The organism is Myxococcus sp. MISCRS1 (genome assembly GCF_026626605.1).
Taxonomy (GTDB): domain Bacteria; phylum Myxococcota; class Myxococcia; order Myxococcales; family Myxococcaceae; genus Myxococcus; species Myxococcus fulvus.
The window spans coordinates 3,901,467-3,921,295 of sequence record NZ_JAPNKB010000001.1 but is presented as its reverse complement, the minus strand read 5'-3'; the positions used below and the strand labels follow the sequence as shown (position 1 = coordinate 3,921,295).

Here is a 19,829-nt window from a genome sequence, read left to right as displayed (position 1 = left end):
AGGGCCAGACGGAAGCTCGACTGGCGGGCTGGGAAGGCCCTTTCAAGGTGGCGCCCGGCTTGCGTTCCTCCGGCGGGGAAGGGTGGTATCGCGGCAGGAGAGATGGCTCGCGTCTCGTCGTCAGACGTGACCTCCCGCTAGGAGAGTACCTGTTGACTCGGATGGGGAAGAACATCGAGTCCCAGTTGGAGTTGTTGGCGGATGGCCGGGTCCGTCTCGTGACGCAGCTTCGCATGATGGCTGCGGTGCGTTGCGTCGTCGGCTCATTGGTTGCCGCGATCGGGATACTTCTCATGCTGGGCTCGACGATTGCGTCGTGGGGCTTCGTGACGGTGATAGCTGTTGGGGTGGCGTGGTTCTTCTTCTCGGGCGGGCAGAGGGTCTTCCGGGAGTCAGATGCATTGACGACTGCTTTGGAATGTCTGATGCAGTGATGGTCCGGCGTCCTGTTCAGGGGGGCTGGGGCGCGGCTTGACGCTGCCGTCCGTCGATGAAACGTGTCTTTGCTTCGACGAGTCTCCACGACAGGACGGCGAGCACGAGCGTGGGGAGGAACGCCAGCGCCGTGTTCCACCACCACGGGCTGTTGCTCCCCATCAGCGCCGCGACGACTTGCTGGATGGGAAAGGCGTAGATGTAGAGCCCGTAGGAGAAGTCTCCGTAGCGCCCGAAGCTCGCGAGCCGGCTCGGAAGGAACGCGAGGAAGACTACCAGGTACGCGCCACAGGAGCCCATGGCGATGGGCAGCCCCTTGCCCAAGAGTGACGTGGCCACGAGCACCAGCCCACATCCCGCAGCAATCCACGGACTCATCCTCACGCGCTCGCGCCAGAGGTAGAGCACCAGTCCGCCCCCGAAGGCGAGCCCCAGGTTCGGCCAGAAGCCCAGCCGCCCGATGTGCAGCAACGACAACCCCGCCGTGGCACACCAACCCACCAGCGCCAGCTCCTTGCGCAACAAGGCCGTGACGCCCAGGCCCAGCACGAGCAGGTAGAAGCCCACCTCGTACTTCAGCGTCCACAGCGAGCCGTTGACGGCTCCCGGGTACACGTTCGCCTCGAACACCCCGGGCAACGTCCATTGTGGCTCGACCAGGGTGAGGTTGCGCAGGACGAAGGTGTATGTATCCCTCGACGAGAAGTACTCCGTCAGAGGGCGCGTGGTGAACACGGCGCCGAGCACGAAGGCGGTCAGCAGCAGCGACACCGCGAGCCCGGGGAAGATTCGCAGCGTGCGCGCCAGGAGGAAGCCTCGGACGTCGGGCCTGCGCTCCCAGCTCCGCGTGATGAGCAGTCCGCTGATGACCAGGAACACCGCCACGCAGACCAGCCCGAGCGAGAGCTGCCCTCGCGTGAAGTCCATCAGGGGCTCGGAGGAATTCGCGGGGCCCTCGCCCAACGGGAACGCATGGCTGACGATGACCCCCGTGGCCGCCGCGAAGCGAAGGAAGTCCAGGTTGTTCCCCCGGCCCTCCAGACACTCACTCAATGTGGGACGCGGTGGGGCCGCCATGGTGAGGGCTCGCTCAGCGTGACTGATGCAGGTGGGAATAGGGGCCCAGCGCTTGTGCCCAGCGGCTCGCAAGCACGAACAACACCTCTCGCACGGGGTCTCCTCTAAGCGCCAGCGCGGGGCTCGCAAGTCCTGCTCCCACCAGTCGTGCCCAGTTCTTCATCCGGGACACCGCGCCCATGCGTCGCCCCAGATAGCGCGCCTCCAGGGTCTTCTCACTGCGCACCACGCCGACGATGAGCCGCAGGAAGTACCGCGTCTCGAATCGGGAGGGCGGGATGAGGTGCCACACCTTCAACGCAGGCGAATAGATGCGCCGGTGTCCCGCCTTGCCGAGCAGGAACCCCAGCTCGATGTCTCCTCCGCTCAGGAGTCGGTTGCCCAGCCTGTCCGGCATGAGCCGCTCCGGTGTCTGCCAGGGGACAGCCTCCAGGAAGGCCGCGCGACGCAGCCACAGTCCGGCCCCAATCGTGGGGGCAATCGTGGCCCCCGCGCCGAAGTCGATGACCGCATCCCCCATTCGGTGATTGATGGCGAGCAGGTGCTCCCTCCGGGAGATGCTGGGCGGAGGCGGTGTCTCGTAGCGAGGATACAGCCGCGAGACCACCGCGCCGACACTGGCATCCGCGAAGTGCGCCAGTCCATCGACGATGAAGTTCGGCTCCGGGACGTTGTCATCATCCAGGAAGCAGATGATGTCCCGTCGCGCGCTCAGGATTCCGCACAGTCGCGCGAAGAGCAGCCCCTGCCGCGCCTCGTTCACGACGCGGACCTCCACGCCGCGACGGCGCAGCCCCGCGACGGACGCGCTCTGCTCCACCACGCGCGCCGTGTCGTCCGTCGAGTTGTTGTCCACCACGACCACGTCGAAGCAGCCGCTCGGCGCGGTCTGCTCCACCAGTGCTCGCAGGGGAGCCTCCACCCGGCGAGCGCCGTTGTAGGTGGGGATGATCAGCGTGACGCCTGGTTGATTCATGGCGCCGGAACTCCATGAGGCGTCGCCCCTCGCGTGAGCATCCAGTCCCTCAGCTTGAGGCACGGCTTCTCCACCGCGACGTAGGTCACCCACGAAACGCCCAGCGTCAGAGCGAGGTACGCCAGGAGGTCCAGCCCCCACGCGCCCAGGCGGAGGTCCAGCCGCTCCACCACTCGCAGCACGAGCCCGTGCCAGAGATACGCGCCATAGGACAGCAGCGCGATTTGGTAGATGGCCCAACGCGGGGCCCGGGGGAACTGGAGCGACTCGATGCCCACGAGCACCCCGCCGAAGCCCACCGCCAGTCCGGCGAAGAGCCAGATGTGGCTCGTCGTCGTCACGATGGCTCCGTACTGTCCCACCGTCAGCGCCAGCACGCCCACGCCCGCGACGCCACACAGCATGCGGCCGCGCGGCGACCAACTCCGCCACGTGGGCGCGGTCTTCGCCAGGAACACGCCGATGCCCAGCCCGTCCAGGTGCATCTCCGTGGACCACGGCGCGAGCGTGGAGAGTTCCGTCATCGGCAAATCCGCCGGCAGGCCGCGCGAGAAGAGCCATCGCGCCGCGACGCTCAGCGCCACCGAGCCCAGCCACGCCCACGCGGGCCAGCGTCGCCCACCCAGCGCGAACGCCATCAGCGGCAGCACCAGGTAGAAGTGCTCCTCCACGCACAAGGACCAGCTCTGCACGAAGTCGCGCGGGTACCCGAAGTTCTGGAGGAACAGCGCGTAGTGCCAGCCTCCGCCCACGAAGGGCGTGCCCACCAGCCACGGCTTGAGCGCGTAGAGCGCGAGCACCACGAAGTACAGCGGCAGCGTGCGCATCCAGCGCTTCAGCCAGAAGGTGCGCAGCTGCGCACCCAGCGTGGGCCCCTCCTCCGTGGCGAAGACCTGCCGACCCACGAGGTAGCCCGAGAGCACGAAGAACAGGTCCACGCCCATCCATCCGTGCGCGAACGCGAAGCGCACCGCGTACGGCACGGCGTCATGCACCGCCGCGGGCGCATGGAACACCAGCACGCCGAGGATGGCGAAGGCCCGCAGCACATCCAGCCCATCCATGCGCCGCGGAGACGCGAGCTCGCCACTCAACGGGTTGCTCCCAGCGGCAGTGGCCCGTGGGCTTGTAGGCGGATGGATGTCCTGGGAGGCATGCGCAAGAGGTGGGCGCATTGTGTCCCCCGAAGCGAAGGCGTCAACAGCGGACGACGAAGGGCCTGCCAGCAGGGCCGGCCTCTCGCATTCTCCGCCGACGAGGAATCGGTTCCGTTCGAGGTCAACAATGACACGCCGCAGCCCGCATGGTTGCTCGGCGAGGGACGACTCGTGCGACATCGGGGTGTCGCACAACGACATTCATTGACGCGCCGTGACGCTCACCGTCAGCATGACGAAGGCGGCCCACCTCGATGATCACCTTCTTCGTTGCCTTCCTCGTTTCGCTGATGGTCGCCCTGGGGCTCACGTACGTCGTGCGCAACCAGGCCCTCGCGTGGGGGTGGCTCGACCAGGCCAATTCCAGTCGCAAGGTCCACGTGCGGCCCATTCCCCGGCTCGGGGGAATCGGAATCGTCGCGGGCTTCTTCGCGCCCCTGTGCGCGCTGTTCCTGGTGGACTCGGGCGTGGGGCACAACTTCCGCTCCCACACCGACCTCGTGATGGGCCTGTTCGTCGGCGGTGGCGTCATCGCCGCGCTGGGGCTCTACGACGACCTGCGGGGCGCGAACGCGCGGCTGAAGTTCAGCGTGCAGTTCGCGGTGGCGCTCGGCCTGTATGCGCTGGGCTTCCGCATCGAGGTCATCGCCAATCCCTTCGGCCCCGAGCTGAGCCTGGGCGCGCTGAGCCTGCCCTTCACCGTGCTGTGGATGGTGGGCGTGGTCAACGCGCTCAACCTCATCGACGGGCTGGATGGGCTCGCGGGCGGCGTGGCGTTCTTCGGCGTGAGCACCAACTTCATCCTCGCGCTGTCGCGAGGCGACGTGCTGCTGTGCCTGCTGATGGCGGCGCTCGCGGGGGCCATCCTCGGGTTCCTCGTCTTCAACTTCAACCCGGCCTCCATCTTCATGGGGGACACGGGCAGCATGTTCCTGGGCTTCGTGCTCGCGGCGGTCTCCATCAAGACGAGCACCAAGAGCGGCACCGCGGTGGCCATGCTCGTGCCCATCATGGCGCTGGGCCTGCCCATCATGGACACGCTGCTCGCGGTGATTCGCCGCTCGCTGCTGGGCCGGCCCCTGTTCAGCGCGGACAAGGAGCACATCCATCACCGGGTGATGAGCCGCATGGTGCTCAGCCACCGCTCCACCGTGCTGGTGCTGTATGCCCTGTGCGGCCTGTTCATGCTCACCGCGCTGGGCCTGAACTTCGCCAACAGCGCGCAGAGCGCCCTGCTCCTGTGCGGCATGGGCGTGGTCATCGCGGTGATGATGCGCAAGCTGGGCTACCTGGACCTGGGCCGGGCCGGGGACATGCAGCAGCGCCGGCAGAGAAACCTGCGGCTGCGCTCGGTGGTGAAGCAGGTCATCGGCTCGGTGCGTGAGGCGCGCTCGCCGCAGGAGGTCTGGAGCGCCGTGCGCCCGCTGGCGGAGGTGCTGGGCGTGTCGCGCCAGGAGCTGCGCTTCCAGCAGGCCCACGACGAGCTCGTGGAGGGCATCGTCTTCGAGACCGAGCGCGCCGCGGGGCTGTCGCTGCCCTTCGAGCGGAGGCTCGAGGTGAAGGACGAGGACCAGGTGCTCGGCTCGCTGCTGCTCATCTGGCGCGATGGCCGCGACGCCATCGACCGGGACGAGGAGCTGGCGCTGGAGCTGGTGGCGGACGCCATCGCCGCGCGCGCCGTGAAGTTCCTGTCCGTCGCGGACGCCGAACCCGGGCGCGTCATCGCGCTGCGCCGATGACGACCCGCCCAGGCCCGAGCCCCCTCGTCGGGCTGCTGCGCGCCTGGCCCGAGCCCCCGGAGATTCGCGCTCCCCAGGGCGCCGACGCGGACGCCTTCGTGCGGAGCGCCGTCCGCCACGGGCTCGCCGGGTTCGTGGCCCACGCGGTGGGGCAGGCCGGGTGGCAGCTCCCCTCGGAGTCGAGCGCGCTGCTGCGCCGGGAGTCACTCGCCGGCGCGGCCCGCTCGCTCCAGGTCAAGGCGCTGTTGCTCAAGAGCCTGGAGGCGCTGTCCCGCGAGGGAATCGTCCCCGTGTCCCTCAAGGGCTACGGCCTGGCGCTGAGGCTGTACCCGGACCCGCTCCAGCGCGCCACGCGCGACGTGGACCTGCTCGTGTCCCGCACCGAGGTGGCGACGGCGGTGCACCAGCTCTCCAGCCTGGGGCTGACGGTGCGCCCGTCGCGCGATGGGCGCCACTCGGACGTGGACTCGCACCACCTGGAGCTGGAGGGGAAGGCGGGGCTCGTGGAGCTGCACTTCCGCGCGCTGGCGGGCTGGGGCAGGGCGCTCGAGGGCGATGCGCTGCTGGCGCGCGCGGTGGAGGGCACGGTGGATGGCCAGCGGGTGCGGTGGCTTTGCCCCGAGGACGAGGCCGTCTACCTGGCCCTCCACGCCAGCCACCACCTGCTGCAGCGGCTGGCCTGGCTGTTCGACCTGAAGCTCCTGGCGGCGCGGGGCCTGGACTGGGACCGCGTCATCGAGGGGGCTCGGGACTCGGGGCTGCCCCAGCTCGTCTTCCACAGCTGGGAGGTCGCTCGGCGGCTGCTGGGCGCGCCGGTGCCGGAGGACGTCCTGGCGGCGCTCGCGCCCTCGGGGTGGCGCAGGCGCCTGGGGCGGCGGTTCTTCTCCGAGCCTCGGCTGGTGGCCACCGAGCTGGTGCACAGCCGGCCTCGCTGGATGGCGGCGAAGCTGCTGCTGTCGCCCGAGCCCGGGGCGATGGTCCGCTATGCCCTGCGGCGCCTGGACACCCTGCTGCGCGGCCCGCCCGACAGGTGAGCGGGTGGGGGCTCGCCCTGGGGGACGGGCCGGATGTCCGCTGTCCACCACGGCGTCGTCCCGAGGGGCGCAGGCAGTGATTGCAGGGCATGCGGTGGGCCCGTTAAAGGGGGCCACCATGCCGCTCAGCCTGCTCGACACCTTCCGCGTCCTCGCCTCGTTCGACCCACCGCGAGGTGCCCTCAAGGGCGCGCCCTGGGAGGAGTACGTGGACTGGGCCATCGCCCAGGGCCTGGCGCCGCTGGCGGCCTACAACCTGGAGTACCGCCTGGGCGCCAGCGCCGCGCCCGAGTGGGCCCGCGACAGGCTGCTCTCCGTCTACCAGGGCTCCGTCAACGACAACGTGATGAAGCTCGTCAACTTCAAGCAGGTCGTCGACGAGCTGGAGGGGCGCAAGCTGGTCCTCATGGGCTCGGCCGCCTTCGCCGAGGCGCTCTATCCGCACATCGGCTTCCGCCCCGTGCTCGAGCTGCAGCTGCTCCTGCGCCGCATGGACGTGGATGGCTTCGCCGGCTTCCTCTCCAACCACGAGTTCAAGCCGGAGGCCGACGCCTCCCACAGCGGCGCCACCAAGGTCGTCACCGACGGCCGCACCGCCATCCACCTCTACTCCGACATCCTGGGTCCCCAGCGCCGCGAGCAGACCGCCGGCATCATCGAGCGCGCCAAGCCGATGAAGGTCTACGGCCCCTCCATGTACCGGGCCGACCTGGAGGATTCGGTCCTCCTGGTCTGCCTGGAGCACGCGCGTCAGGGGTACGACGTACCCTGGCTGTCCTTCATCGACCTCCGCGAGCTCGTCACGGGCGCCAAGTGGATGGGCGGTGTCTACTCGCGCCCGCTGGATGTGCCCGCGCTGCTCGCCCGGGCCGCCGACTGGCGACTGGAGCGCGCCCTGTACACGTCGCTGTCCATCATCGCCCGCCTCTTCCCGGAGGCCGCGGCCGACGCCACCGCCGCACTGCCGCCCCTGCGCCGGGCGACGCGCGAGCTGTTGGACCGCACGGTGGTGGGTCCAGTCAGCACCCCCGGGCGGACCTCGGCTCTCAGGGGCTTGGAAAGAGTGCGGCGCCTGCTCACCGGGCAGTGAGCCCGCCCGGTTGCTGAACTGCCCCAGGGACGGGCTTCCTTTCCGAGCGCGTCCCGGCGTATGAGTTCTGGTCAAGACACCTCCCCACTGGGACTCCTTCAATGCGTATTGCCATCATCGGAACGGGCTACGTCGGCCTGGTCGCGGGCACCTGCTTCGCGGACTCGGGCAACGACGTCACGTGCGTGGACATCGACGAGCGGAAGATCCGGATGCTCCAGGCGGGCGAGGTGCCCATCTACGAGCCCGGGCTCGAGGAGCTCATCAAGAAGAACGTGCGCGAGAAGCGCCTGTTCTTCACGCGCGACCTGGCCGAGGCCGTCTCCAACGCGCACGTGGTGTTCATCGCGGTGGGCACGCCCGAGGGTGAGACGGGCGACGCCGACCTCCAGTACGTGCTGGCCGCCGCCGAGCAGATCGGCAAGGCGATGAAGCAGTACACGGTGGTGGTGGACAAGAGCACCGTGCCGGTGGGCACCGCGGACAAGGTGCGCGAGGCCATCCGCAAGGTGACGAGCGTGGAGTTCGACGTCGTCTCCAACCCGGAGTTCCTCAAGGAGGGCGCCGCGCTGGACGACTTCCTCAAGCCGGACCGCGTGGTCATCGGCGTGGACTCCGAGCGCGGCCGCAAGGTGATGGGCGAGCTGTACGCGCCCTTCGTGCGCACCGAGAACCCGGTGCTCTTCATGGACACGCGCTCGGCGGAGCTGACCAAGTACGCCGCCAACGCGATGCTCGCCACGCGCATCTCGTTCATGAACGACATCTCCGCGCTCTGCGAGAAGGTGGGCGCGGACGTGGACTTCGTGCGCAAGGGCCTGGGCTCGGACAAGCGCATCGGCTACCCGTTCCTGTTCCCGGGCGTGGGCTACGGCGGCTCGTGCTTCCCCAAGGACGTGAAGGCGCTGGGCGCCACCGCGCGCGAGTTCGGCCTGGAGCTGGACCTGCTGCGCGCCGTGGAGCGCACCAACGAGCGGCAGAAGAAGCTCTTGGTGAACAAGGCGGCCAAGCACTTCGGCGGCTCGCTGGAGGGCAAGAAGTTCGGCGTGTGGGGCCTGGCCTTCAAGCCGAAGACGGACGACATGCGCGAGGCGCCGTCCATCGAGGTCATCGAGGGCCTCATCGGCAAGGGCGCCTCGGTGGTTGCGCACGACCCGGTGGCCACGCACACGGCCAGGCGCGTCTTCGGTGACCGCATCCGCTACGCCAGCGTGCCCTACGAGGCGCTGGAGGGCGTGGACGCGCTCTTCGTCGTCACGGAGTGGAACGAGTTCCGTCACCCGGACTTCGAGCGCATGAAGTCGCTGATGAAGGCGCCGGTCATCTTCGACGGCCGCAACGTGTTCGACCCCGTGCGCATGCGCGAGCTGGGCTTCACGTACTACGGCATCGGCCGGCGGTGAGCCGGGGCGGTTCACTCGATGCGTTGACGGGGCTGCGCTTCTTCGCGGCCCTGCATGTCGTGCTGTTCCACTTCGCGCGTCCGGCCCTGGCGCCGGCGCCGGAGTGGCTGCAGAACCTGGTGGGCGCGGGCTTCTCGGCCGTGGGCGTGTTCTTCGTCCTGTCCGGCTTCGTGCTCGCCTGGAACTACCTGGACGCGGACGGGCGCATGGAGACGGGCACGCGCGCCTTCCTCGCGGCCCGCGTGGCCCGCGTCTATCCCGTGTATCTGCTGACCTTCCTGCTGTCCGCGCCGCCCACCATGCTCGCCTCGTTCGCGAGCAACGCGTGGCACGTGGCCTTGGTGAAGCTCGCGGTGGCGGCGGTGGCGACGCTGGCCCTGGTGCAGGCGTGGGTGCCGCTGCTCGCGCTGTACTGGAACCCGCCGGGCTGGTCCGTGGCGGTGGAGGCGTTCTTCTACGCGCTGTTCCCGAAGCTCGCGCGCGGGCTGTCGCGCCTGAAGCCGTCCTTGTTGCCCGTGGCGCTGGGCGCGACGTGGGTGCTGGGGCTCGTGCCGCCGGTGCTCTACCTCGCGCTGCGGCCCGATGGGCTGGACACGGTGGATGCGCACTCGTGGGGCGCGTGGCTGGCGGTGCTCAAGTTCGCGCCGCTCTCGCGCCTGCCGGAGTTCCTCTTCGGCGTGCTCCTGGGCTGGTGCTTCGTGCGCGAGCGGCAGGTGGGTGCGGCGAAGGGCTCGGGCGCGGTGCTGGCGGCGCTGGGCGCGGCGCTGCTGGTGGCGGCGGGCGCGGCGGGCGAGCGGATTCCGTACGTGCTGATGCACAACGCGCTGTTGGCGCCCGCCTCGGGCCTGCTCGTGTACGGGTTGGCGCGGGGTGGGGGCCTGTTGGGCAGGGTGCTGTCACGCCCGTGGGCGGTGCACCTGGGCTCGGCGAGCTACGCGCTGTACCTGCTCCAGTACCCCGCGGGCGAGGCGGCGATGAAGCTGGAGCGCGTGCTGTCGCCGTGGGTGGACCTCAACACGCCGTGGGGCTGGCTGGGCTCGGTGCTGCTGTTGGCGCTGCCCGCGTCCGTGCTGGTGCACCGGTACGTGGAGACGCCGATGCGCTCCCGGGTGCGCAAGGCGCTGCAGCCGTGGGTGGACGCGGAGGGGGCATCCACGCGCGCGCGGCCGGTGGCGCCGGGGGCCTGAGGGCTACCGCCTCCTCAGTCGATGCCGCCCTCGCGGGCGATGCCGCACTCGCGCTTGCCCTCGGCGGTTTCAATCTTCTTGCAGTCGCAGCCGGCGAGCTTCGTCTCGCAGACGGCCTCCTGCTCGGGGGTGGGCTCCACCCGGCTCTCCTCGCGCGAGGCGTTCTGGAGGCAGAGTTCCTTCTCCACCGAGTTGATGGAGCAGTCGCACAGCTTCTCGGACAGCTCGCGGCAGGGCCCCTTGCAGCCGGCGAGGCCGGACAGGGTGGCGCAGAGGAGGGCGGTGGCGAGCAGGAAGCGGCGCATGGGTGCGGGCGAAGATGCCAGAAGGTCTTCGGGATGCAAGCCCACTCGGGGGCCGGAGGGGTTTTCAACGCCGGACAGGGAGGGAGGGGCTCCGCGCCTGCCGGCCCTGTCAGCCGCCGAGCAGGACGTGCGGGCCGGAAAGCAGAGGGTTCCGGAGCCCATGCCATACTCGCAGGCCCTCTCGCATGGCCCCCTCGCAACGCAGCAGCTCCCGGTATACCCGGCTCGCCGAAGTGGCCCTGGCCATGCTCGTCGTCGTGTGTCCGCTGGCGCTCGGCGGCGCGGCGAAGTGGGTGCTCGTCCCGCTGGGCCTCCTCTCCGGCGCGGCGGCCCTGCTGGCGTGCATCGGCGCGCGGCGACACGGGCAGTCGCTGCGCTTCCCGCTCGTGGCCGCGCCCCTGGCCGCGGGCGCGGCGCTGTGCGCGGCGCAGCTCGTCCCCCTGCCGTCCGGCGTGCTGGGGCTGTTGAGCCCCGAGGCCGCGGCGCTGCGGGAGTTCGCGCTGGAGCCCCTGGGCCTCGGTGGCGCGCGGCCCGTGTCGCTGGACCCGCCGGCCACGTGGCGTGAGCTGTCGAAGCACCTGGCGTACCTGCTCGTCTTCCTCGCCACGGTCCAGGTGTCGCGCTCGAAGGACAGCCGTCGCAGGCTGCTCGCGGTGGTGACCTTCACGGGCGCGGCGGTGACGCTGGTGGGGCTGGGCCACGCGCTCATGGGCGTGACGTCGCTGTTCGGCCTGCGCTCCTGGGTGCACGCGCATCCGACGCTGGTGACGTTCTTCGGCAACCCCAACCACCTGGCGGGCTTCCTCGGACTGGGGGCGTCGGTGGGCGTGGGGCTGGCGCTCACGATGCGGCCTCCCATGAAGGCGCTGCCGTATGCGCTGGCGGCGGGCGCGTGTGGGCTGGGCGTGGTGCTGACGCTGTCACGGGGCGGCATCGTGTTCCTCGTCCTCGGTCAGGGACTGCTCGCGCTGTGGCTCGCGCGAAGGCGCCAGGAGGACCGGCGCGGCGTCACGTCCGCGCGGAGCTTCGTCCCGGTGCTGGGGCTCGTGGCGGTGCTGGCCGTGGGCGCGTACGCGGTGGCGGAGCCGCTCTGGGCCGAGGCCCGCTCGGCGGACAGCCTGGAGAAGCTGGGCCAGTCCAAGGTGTCGCTGTGGCCGATGATGGCGAGGGCAGCCGCGTCCTTCCCGGCGCTGGGCATGGGGCGCGGCGCGTTCGAGGCGGCCTTCCCGCGCTACCAGTCCGAGCTCAACCCGAACACGCTCACGCATCCGGAGAACGCCGTGCTCCAACTGGCGGCGGAGCTGGGCCTGCCCGGGTTGCTGCTGCTGGTCCTGGCCGTCTGGGGCTTCGCGCGGCTGGCGCGACGTGAAGGGCTGGACGCGCTGGAGGTGTCCGCGCTCGCGGGCGTGGCGGCGCTGGCCCTGCACAACCTCTTCGACTTCAGCCTGGAGCTGCCGGCCTGCGCGGTGGCGGCGCTGGTGGTGCTCGGCACGGTGGCGCGCCCTCGCGAGCGCGACACCGCGGACGTGTGGGCGCTGCCTTCGTCCCTCGTCTCGCTGGGCGCCAGTGGTGCGCTGATGGCGGTGGCGTTGGTGGCCTTGCTGCCCGGTGCCTCGCGACTCTCGGACGCGGAGACCGAGCTGGCGGAGCAGGTCCGCGCGCGGGCGCCGGTGGAGACGGTGCATGCGCGGGGGCTCGCGCTCATCGACCGGCACCCGGCCGACTACCTGCTGTATCGACTGGTGGCCTCCGCGCACGCGGCGCGAGGGGTCGAGGGCGCGAGCCAGACGCTGGCCTTCGTGAATCGCGCGCTGTACCTGGCGCCGCTGGACGCGGTGTCACATCGGGTCGCGGCGCATGCGCTGCTGGCGATGGGGCACCGCTCGCAGGCCTTCCTGGAGTACCGGCTGGCGTACGAGGCGGGCGAGAAGGGCGCGCTCGTGGGCGACGCGGTCCGCCGGGCTCGCACGGTGGAGGACCTGGTGGCGATGACGCCGGACTCGCCCGACATCGCCGGGGCGCTGCTGGACGCGCTGTCCTGGCATCTGAATCGTTCGGACCTCGCGCTGGCCTATGGTGCCTGGGCGCGAGAGCACTTCGAGGGCCGCCCGGGTGTCACGGCCCTGTGGGCCCGGGAGGCGCGGCTGCGGCTGACGCGCAAGGAGCTGCCCGAGGCGGAGGCGGCCTGCGTGCAGGTCGAGCGTCGAGCGCCGGGTGAGCGTGACACCGCGCTCCTGCGCGCCGAGGTGCTCCGGGGGCGAGGGGAGAGCGACGCCGCGCTGAGGGACATCGAGGCCCTGCGCTCACGTCATCCCGAGGACCTGGAGCTGGCCCTCATGCTGGCCTCCTGGCAGATGGACGCGGGCCTGACGCGGCGGGCGCGCCAGACGCTCCAGGAGGTGGGCGGCCTCGTCACGGACTACCGTCAGCGGGCGCGCCTCTTGTCGATGGAGGCGGACGGGCTTGAGCGCGAGGGGCTCCTGTCGCGCGCGGTGGACCGGCGGCAGACGGTGGCCCGGCTCCTGCCGAGCGCGGAGGCCCACTTCGCGGTGGCGCGGCTGCAGGAGTCACTCAAGCGCTACGATGCGGCGGCTCGCTCGGTGAGCGAGGGACTGGCGCTGTTGCCGCCCGATGCCCGCGAGGCCGCGCGGGCCTGGATGACGCGGCTGGAGTCCGCCGAGCGTGCTCGCGTGGACTCGCGTCGCAAGGAGCTCTTGAGCGACCCGCGCGCGCAGGAGCTGGAGCACCTGCTGGGAGACTCCCGCGAGCCGCTCGTGGAACCCTGACCCTCCTCACGCCGGAATCGGCGCGTCCTGCTCCATCAGGATGGGAGGGATGACGGTGACGGCCGAGGCCGAGGGTTGAAGCCGCTCGTGGATGAACGAGGCGACGAGCGGCCACTCCAGCGTGGCGAAGTCCTGGAAGCGCATCTCCAGGGCCTCCTCGTGCGAGCCCGCGCGGAAGAGCAGGTGCTCGGTGAGGCTCAACGTCTCATCCACCGCCACGGGCAGGCCGTACAGCTCGCCAAAGGGCGGCTCCGCGCCAACCTCGCAGTCCGGGAAGTGGTCGGAGAACTCCCGCTCGGTGGCGAGCCGGGCGGTGCGCACGCCGAGCAGCTCCCGCACGCGCTCCAGGTCGACGGTGCCCGCGGCGGGGACGACGAAAATCCAGGGCTGACGGTCCGCCATCACGATGACGGACTTGGCCACGCGCCAGCCGGAGACATGGAGCGCCTCGGCCAGCTCCTGGGCGGTGACCGCCCGGGGGTGCCAGTAGCGCTCGTAGAGGACTCGGTTGCGACGCAGATAGTATTGGATGGAAGCCGGAATCACGGGACGCCACCTCCTTGAACGAAAGGTGTGTCACCGCGACGGTTGGGGCCACGGCACTCCTCGCCCCTCGGGACGGAGCCCCCGGGACGAGGGCTCGGCGTCCTGTCACTGGAGCAGGCGGGCGGGCGTCACTGCTGGAAGTCGTAGACGCTGCCGAGCTTGAGGATTCGCGTCAGCTCGTCCAGCGCGGTCATCGTCTCGCGCGCGAGTGACGGGTCCTGCAGGTCCTTGGGGCGCAGCACGTCGCGGTAGTGGCGGCGCACCCAGGCGGCCAGGGACTCGTGCAGGGCGGGCGTGTAGAAGACGTCCGCGTGGATGGCGCGGCGCTCGGTGTCCGTCAGCCACACGCGCTGGCGCAGGCAGGCGGGCCCGCCGCCGTTGTTCATGGACTGGCGCACGTCCAGGTAGTGCACCGCCTTCACCGGCGTGTCCTCGGCCACCACGCGCTCCAGGAAGCCGCGGGCCGCGGGCGTCTCGCGGCTCTCGATGGGCGCGACGATGGCCATCGTCCCGTCCGGCAGCGTCAGCACCTGCGAGTTGAAGGGGTACGCCTTCACCGCGTCCTTGGGCGGCAGCTCCGCGCTGCTGGCCACCACCGCGCGGAAGTCGGGGCCCAGCTTCTCGCGCAGCACCTGGAGCAGCCCCGGATGGTCGACGAAGGCCAGCTCATGCAGCATGAGGAAGCGCTCGTTGCCCACCGCGAGCACGTCCGTGTGGAAGGCCCCCGCGTCGATGCCCTCCGGGTGCTGCTGGGGGAAGAGCACCGTGCGCGCGTCCAACTGGTGCAGCCTCGCGAGCGCCTGGCTCGCCTCCAGCGTCTGTCGCGCGGGGAAGCGCTTGGGGCCCGCCACGTCCTGCCACGCGCTGCGGCCCCAGGCGAGCAGGTGCACGCCCGCGTGCCCCGGGGTGGCCAGGCGTGTGTGGTTGGCCGCGCCCTCGTCCGCGAAGTGGCTGCCGGGCGGCAGGGGCGCGTGCACCGCGAAGTGCTTCTCGTCGGCGAAGATGGCGCGCAGCACCGCGTGCGTGGTGTCCGCCTCCAGCGCCCGGTGGAACATCTGCGACAGGTTGGCGGGCGTCAGGTGCACCCGGCCGTCCGCCGTGTCGGAGCTGGGCGCCACGGTGGCCGCGTTGGCGGTCCACATGGAGGACGCGCTGGACGTCAGCCGCAGCAGGTGCTCGGCCTCGCGCGCGGCGCGGGTGATGACCTCCTCGTCGGTGCCGGTGAAGCCCAGGGTCCTCAGGGCGCGCAGCGAGGGGCGCGGCTGGGGCGGCAGCACCGCCTGGCCGACCCCCAGGCCGGAGACGAAGCGCATCTTCTCCAGGCCCTGGAGCGCGGCCTCCCGGGGGTGGCTCGATTCGCCGACGTGACTCTGTGACGCCAGGTTGCCGGGCGACAGACCCGCGTAGTTGTGGGTAGGACCGACGAGCCCGTCGAAGTTGTATTCGCGCATGGGATATGGAGCGACGTGTGGAGCGTCCACCCTTAGCAAAGCGCCTGAAACGTTTCCTCCGGTACCTGCTCATCCGGACGGTCCTGTTGTGCCTTCAACCCCTCCCCCTGGGGTGGGCCCGGGCCCTGGGCTCCCGCCTGGGCGGGTGGGCCTACGCCATCGCGGGCGGTGAGCGCCGCAAGGCCCTGAAGTCCCTGGCCACCGCGTTTCCGGAGAAGTCCGACGCACAGCGGCAGGCGCTGGCCCGCGCGTCCTTCCGTCACCTGGGCGCCGCGGCGCTGGAGGTGGCCTGCACGGGCGCGCTGGACCGGGGGCTGGAGTCGCTGGTGGCATGGCCGGAGGCGGACCGGGCGGTGCTGGACGCGGCCCTGGCGAAGGGCAAGGGCGTGGTCTTCATCTCCGGGCACGTGGGCAACTGGGAGCTGTTGGCCCGGCGGGTGGCGCGCGCGGGCTACCCCAGCCAGAGCATCGCGAAGGAGACCACGGACCCGCGCCTGACGAAGCTGGTGGAGCGCTTCCGGGAGCGGGGTGGGGTGCGCAGCATCTGGCGGGGCCAGGACGGCGCGGCGCGGGCCATGCTGCGCGCGCTCCGGGCCGGTGAAATCCTGGGGCTGCTCATCGACCAGGACACCAAGGTGCAGTCGCTCTTCGTGCCCTTCTTCGGGCAGCTGGCGGCCACGCCCCGCGCGGCGGCGGACCTGGCCGTGCGCACGGGCGCGGCGGTGGTGACGGGCTTCTGTCACCGCGTGGAGGGCGGCGGCTACCGGCTGGTCATGGAGGACGTGCCCCTGCCCGAGGACGAGGACCGCGAGGCCGCGGCGCTGGCGCTCACCGCCGCCCTGTCGGCGCGAATCGAGGCGGCCATCCGGCGCACCCCCGAGCAGTGGGTGTGGATGCATCAGCGCTGGAAGACGCGGCCCCCCGTCGAGGCCTCCCCCCAGGCCCTGCTCGCCGGGGCGGCGCCGGCCACCGCCCGGTGATAGAAGGCACCCTCGTGTCGCGCTCCGAGCCCGTCTGCCTCCTCGCCCTCTGCCTGCTCGTCGCGGCGTGCTCCCCGCGTCGCCCGGCGGAGGGGGCGTCCCAGCAGCCCCCGCCGCAGGTGGTGCTCCGCGGCGCGCGCCTGGTGTCCTACGAGGGCGAGCGCCTGACGCTGTCGGGCAAGGCCGAGTCGCTGACGTACCAGCGCTCCGGCGGCGACGTGCAGGCCACGAACGCGACCTTGCGCATCCCCCCGGGCACCCCCGAGCAGGGCATGTCGGTGGGCACCGAGAAGGGCCTGGACATCAGCGCCCCGAATATGGAGGGAAGCCTCGCGTCCAAGCAGCTGGTGGCGTCCGGCGGCGTGGTGGTGCGCACGGGCGAGGGCATGGTGGTGGAGACGCCGCGGTTGACCTACGACGCGGTGGAGAAGGGCGCCCGGGGCAACGAGGGCGTGAAGGTACGAGGGCCGGCGTACCGGTTGCGGGCGGACCGCTTCGAGCTGTCCTTCCCGGATGAGACGTTCACCTTCGAAGGCTCGGTGGAGACCGTGCTGGGAGAATCAGGGCGTGATTGAGTTCCTCGTGATGGCCTTCTTCGTGGCGCAGCCGGTGCCCGCCGTCGCCGCCACGCCCACGGATGGGGGCACGCCTGCCGCCGCCGCCGCGGGCAGCCCGGGCCAGGGGCCCCTGGGGCCGGTGGACCTGAAGGAGCCGGTGCAGATCAACGCCGACCTCATCGAGGGCGGCAAGTCGCAGGCCACGCTCACCGGCAACGTGAAGGTGAAGCACCGCACCCTGGACCTGAAGTGCGACCGGATGACCGCCTACTTCGCGCCGCCCCGCGTGGTGACGCGCGTGGTGTGCACCGGCGGCGTGCACGCGGTGGACGGCGACCGCATGGCCCGCGGCGAGCGCGCCGAGTACGACGTCGCCTCGGGCGTGCTCGTCGTCACCGGCACCCCGGAGGCGCGCCAGGGGACCACGTACATGCGAGGGACGAAGGTCCGCCTCACGCTGGGCAGCGAGAAGCTCGAGGTGGAGAACGCCGTCATCATCTTCGAGTCGCCGCCGTCGGCCCCCTCGTCCCCCAAGCGCAAGGCCGCGCCCGCGCCCGCTCGCACGGCCCCCGTGGCCCCGGAGGCGGCGCCGCGATGAGCGACGCGAAGCTGTACGCGGAGGGGCTCAAGAAGGCCTATCGCGGGCGCCAGGTGGTCAACGGCGTGTCCTTCACCGTGTCCCCGGGCGAGGTGGTGGGCCTGCTGGGCCCCAACGGCGCCGGCAAGACGACCAGCTTCAACATGGTGGTGGGCCTGGTGACGCCCGACGCGGGCCGCGTGCGCGTGGGCGACGAGGACCTCACGCACCTGCCCATGCACCGCCGCGCGCGCCGGGGCGTGGGCTACCTGCCCCAGGAAGCCTCCGTGTTCCGCAAGCTCACCGTGCGCGACAACTTCCTGTCCGTGCTGGAGCTGCAGAAGGGCCTGGACAAGAAGGCCCGCGAGGCCCGCGCCAGCGCCATCCTGGAGGAGTTCGGCCTCTCCCACGTCGCGGAGTCCCTGGGCGGCACCCTCTCCGGCGGTGAGCGCCGCCGCGCCGAGATTGCCCGGAGCCTGTTGCCCCAGCCGCGCTTCATCCTCTTCGACGAGCCCTTCGCCGGCGTGGACCCCATCAACGTGGGCGACCTCCAGCGGCAGATCTTCCTGCTGCGCGAGCGGGGCCTGGGCGTCCTCATCACCGACCACAACGTCCAGGACACCCTGGGCATCTGTGACCGGGCCTACATCATCACACAAGGGCAGATCCTCGAGGAGGGCACCCCCGCGGAGATCGCCGCCTCGCCCCGCGCGCGCGCCGTCTACCTGGGGGAGCGGTTCCGCCTCCAGCAGCCGCTTTGAGGGACGACTGGCAAGCGGCCAACCGAGTGCATAGACTCCGGTTGGCCTCGCTTTTGCGTCGACAGGTCAACAAGGCCCAGTCACGCTCAGTGCGTGCAAGCTCTTGGTTTCCTTGTGGAATTTTGAATATGCAAGCAAGGGACCACGATTCGGGCACTAGACGCCGTCAGGGGGCCTTGTTACGTTGGCACGGTCTTTGATTGGTCCCGTGTCGTGTAGGGGCTGAATCACTCGGGGAGACCCTGTCTCATGGCGATGGAACTCAAACAAAGCCTGAAGCTTGCGCAGCAGCTGGTGATGACGCCGCAGCTGCAGCAGGCCATCAAGCTGCTTCAGCTCTCCCGGATGGAGCTGCTGGAGCAGGTCCGCGAGGAGATGGATCAGAATCCACTCCTGGAGCAGCCGGACGAGCAGGCACCGGGCGACGTGGGGGACAAGGAGCCCGGAGAGGCGTCGCTGGAGGCGGACAACGTCGAGATTCCGCGCGACGTGGAGCTGCCGTCGGCCTCCGGGGACAACGCCCCGGAGTTCAAGGCGGACGGGGACGGGCCCCCGGAGATCGACTGGGAGCAGTACCTCAACAGCTACCAGTTCAACGAGCCCACCACGGCGTCCAACAAGGGCAACGTGGCCACGGACGACCTGCCGTCGTTCGAGGCGAACCTGGTCAAGAAGGAGGACCTGGTCGACCACATCCAGGAGCAGCTGGGCACGCTGCGCCTGAACGACGCCGAGCGCCGCATCGCGATGCTCATCCTGGGCAACCTGGATGACGACGGCTACCTCAAGCTGCCGGACATCGAGGGAGACCCGCTCATCCGCCTGGCCAACGAGGCGGACGTGCCGATGCACATCGCCGAGCGCACCCTGCGTCGCATCCAGATGCTGGAGCCGCGCGGCTGCGGCGCGCGCGACCTGCAGGAGTGCCTGCTCATCCAGCTGCAGGGGATGAAGGAGCCGCAGGCGCCGCTGTTGGGCCTCATCATCAAGCGGCACATGAAGTACCTGGAGAGCAAGAACCTGCCCGCCATCGCCAAGGACCTGAAGGTCACCTTGGAAGAGGTGGTGGAGGCGGTGAAGCTGCTCCCCAAGCTGGACCCGAAGCCGGGCCGCAACTTCAGCGGGGACGACGCGCAGTACATCACCCCCGACGTCTTCGTCTACAAGATGGGGGACGAGTACACGGTGGTGCTCAACGACGACGGCCTGTCGAAGCTGCGCATCTCCGGCACCTACCGGAACGCGCTGAAGACGGGCGCGGTGGGCCCCGGCCAGACGAAGGACTTCATCCAGGACAAGCTGCGCAGCGCGGTGTGGCTCATCCGCTCCATCCACCAGCGGCAGCGGACCATCTACAAGGTCACCGAGAGCATCGTGAAGTTCCAGCGCGACTTCCTGGACAAGGGCATCGCGCACCTCAAGCCCCTCATCCTGCGCGACGTGGCCGAGGACATCGGCATGCACGAGTCCACGGTGAGCCGCGTGACGACGAGCAAGTACGTGCACACGCCGCAGGGCATCTTCGAGCTGAAGTACTTCTTCAACTCGTCCATCGCCCGCGTGTCCGGCGAGGACACCGCCAGCGAGGCGGTGAAGCACCACATCAAGCAGCTCGTCGCGCAGGAGGACGCGCGCAACCCGTACTCGGACCAGAAGATCGTCGAGCTCTTGCGCTCGCAGGGCACCGAGATTGCCCGCCGCACGGTGGCCAAGTACCGCGAGGTGCTGGGCATCCTCCCGAGCAGCAAGCGCAAGCGGTACTACTGAG

At 70.5% G+C, this 19,829-nt stretch carries 18 protein-coding genes; 12 read left to right on the top strand and 6 right to left on the bottom strand.

Annotated elements, in window-relative coordinates:
• Nucleotides 1-161: 161 nt before the first annotated feature.
• On the top strand, nt 162-434 hold the full coding sequence (locus OWM54_RS15220) for a hypothetical protein (protein ID WP_267697951.1): 273 nt from the start codon (nt 162-164) through the stop codon (nt 432-434).
• Between the two features lie 16 nt (nt 435-450).
• On the opposite strand, the gene OWM54_RS15215 is transcribed toward OWM54_RS15220, so the two are convergent.
• From OWM54_RS15215 to OWM54_RS15205, 3 genes are read right to left on the bottom strand one after another with little or no spacing between them, the layout of a single operon-like run.
• Nucleotides 451-1,512: an acyltransferase family protein gene (locus OWM54_RS15215; RefSeq protein WP_267697950.1), complete on the bottom strand. Its 1,062-nt coding sequence runs from the start codon at nt 1,510-1,512 to the stop codon at nt 451-453.
• Nucleotides 1,513-1,525: 13 nt separating this feature from the next.
• A complete protein-coding gene (locus OWM54_RS15210) occupies nt 1,526-2,488 on the bottom strand; it encodes a glycosyltransferase (protein ID WP_267697949.1) in 963 nt (320 codons plus the stop codon).
• A complete protein-coding gene (locus OWM54_RS15205) occupies nt 2,485-3,582 on the bottom strand; it encodes an acyltransferase family protein (protein WP_267697947.1) in 1,098 nt (365 codons plus the stop codon). The genes OWM54_RS15210 and OWM54_RS15205 overlap by 4 nt, the downstream gene beginning before the upstream one ends.
• A gap of 317 nt (nt 3,583-3,899) precedes the next feature.
• Between OWM54_RS15205 and OWM54_RS15200 the strand changes: the two genes are divergently transcribed.
• From OWM54_RS15200 to OWM54_RS15180, 5 genes are all read left to right on the top strand, one after another.
• Nucleotides 3,900-5,384 carry an MraY family glycosyltransferase gene (locus OWM54_RS15200; protein WP_267697946.1) on the top strand — a complete coding sequence of 495 codons (1,485 nt, stop codon included), beginning with the start codon at nt 3,900-3,902 and terminating at the stop codon, nt 5,382-5,384.
• Nucleotides 5,381-6,418 (top strand): nucleotidyltransferase family protein, encoded by a 1,038-nt coding sequence (locus OWM54_RS15195; RefSeq protein WP_267697945.1) that lies wholly within the window; start codon nt 5,381-5,383, stop codon nt 6,416-6,418. Before OWM54_RS15200 ends, OWM54_RS15195 begins: the two co-directional genes overlap by 4 nt.
• 118 nt (nt 6,419-6,536) lie before the next feature.
• Entirely contained in the window at nt 6,537-7,508 is a 972-nt protein-coding gene (locus OWM54_RS15190; RefSeq protein WP_223746134.1) for a nucleotidyltransferase family protein, read from the top strand.
• Nucleotides 7,509-7,609: 101 nt separating this feature from the next.
• Nucleotides 7,610-8,911, top strand: a complete 1,302-nt coding sequence (locus OWM54_RS15185; RefSeq protein WP_267697944.1) for a UDP-glucose dehydrogenase family protein — start codon at nt 7,610-7,612, stop codon at nt 8,909-8,911.
• Nucleotides 8,908-10,098, top strand: a complete 1,191-nt coding sequence (locus OWM54_RS15180; RefSeq protein ID WP_223783457.1) for an acyltransferase family protein — start codon at nt 8,908-8,910, stop codon at nt 10,096-10,098. The genes OWM54_RS15185 and OWM54_RS15180 overlap by 4 nt, the downstream gene beginning before the upstream one ends.
• 14 nt (nt 10,099-10,112) lie before the next feature.
• On the opposite strand, the gene OWM54_RS15175 is transcribed toward OWM54_RS15180, so the two are convergent.
• Nucleotides 10,113-10,403: a hypothetical protein gene (locus OWM54_RS15175; protein ID WP_141324650.1), complete on the bottom strand. Its 291-nt coding sequence runs from the start codon at nt 10,401-10,403 to the stop codon at nt 10,113-10,115.
• Between the two features lie 185 nt (nt 10,404-10,588).
• Here OWM54_RS15175 and OWM54_RS15170 point away from each other — a divergent pair, with 185 nt between their 5' ends.
• The gene (locus OWM54_RS15170; protein ID WP_267697942.1) at nt 10,589-13,189 is read left to right on the top strand and encodes an O-antigen ligase family protein; all 2,601 of its coding nucleotides are present in this window, start codon (nt 10,589-10,591) and stop codon (nt 13,187-13,189) included.
• A gap of 6 nt (nt 13,190-13,195) precedes the next feature.
• On the opposite strand, the gene OWM54_RS15165 is transcribed toward OWM54_RS15170, so the two are convergent.
• Together OWM54_RS15165 and astB are read right to left on the bottom strand one after the other, a co-directional pair.
• The gene (locus tag OWM54_RS15165) at nt 13,196-13,735 is read right to left on the bottom strand and encodes an aminoacyl-tRNA deacylase (RefSeq protein WP_141324648.1); all 540 of its coding nucleotides are present in this window, start codon (nt 13,733-13,735) and stop codon (nt 13,196-13,198) included.
• A 128-nt stretch (nt 13,736-13,863) separates the two neighbouring features.
• Nucleotides 13,864-15,186: an N-succinylarginine dihydrolase gene (gene astB / locus OWM54_RS15160; protein WP_267697941.1), complete on the bottom strand. Its 1,323-nt coding sequence runs from the start codon at nt 15,184-15,186 to the stop codon at nt 13,864-13,866.
• Between the two features lie 5 nt (nt 15,187-15,191).
• Between astB and OWM54_RS15155 the strand changes: the two genes are divergently transcribed.
• The 5 genes from OWM54_RS15155 (at nt 15,192) to rpoN (ending at nt 19,828) form a co-directional block, all read left to right on the top strand.
• On the top strand, nt 15,192-16,166 hold the full coding sequence (locus tag OWM54_RS15155) for a lysophospholipid acyltransferase family protein (RefSeq protein WP_267697940.1): 975 nt from the start codon (nt 15,192-15,194) through the stop codon (nt 16,164-16,166).
• Nucleotides 16,167-16,180: 14 nt separating this feature from the next.
• Entirely contained in the window at nt 16,181-16,741 is a 561-nt protein-coding gene (locus OWM54_RS15150) for a hypothetical protein (RefSeq protein ID WP_324289120.1), read from the top strand.
• A complete protein-coding gene (locus OWM54_RS15145) occupies nt 16,734-17,321 on the top strand; it encodes an LptA/OstA family protein (RefSeq protein WP_267697939.1) in 588 nt (195 codons plus the stop codon). The genes OWM54_RS15150 and OWM54_RS15145 overlap by 8 nt, the downstream gene beginning before the upstream one ends.
• The gene (lptB, locus tag OWM54_RS15140) at nt 17,318-18,061 is read left to right on the top strand and encodes an LPS export ABC transporter ATP-binding protein (RefSeq protein WP_046711212.1); all 744 of its coding nucleotides are present in this window, start codon (nt 17,318-17,320) and stop codon (nt 18,059-18,061) included. The genes OWM54_RS15145 and lptB overlap by 4 nt, the downstream gene beginning before the upstream one ends.
• Before the next feature lie 249 nt (nt 18,062-18,310).
• Nucleotides 18,311-19,828 (top strand): RNA polymerase factor sigma-54, encoded by a 1,518-nt coding sequence (gene rpoN, locus OWM54_RS15135; protein WP_223746142.1) that lies wholly within the window; start codon nt 18,311-18,313, stop codon nt 19,826-19,828.
• Nucleotide 19,829: the final 1 nt, after the last annotated feature.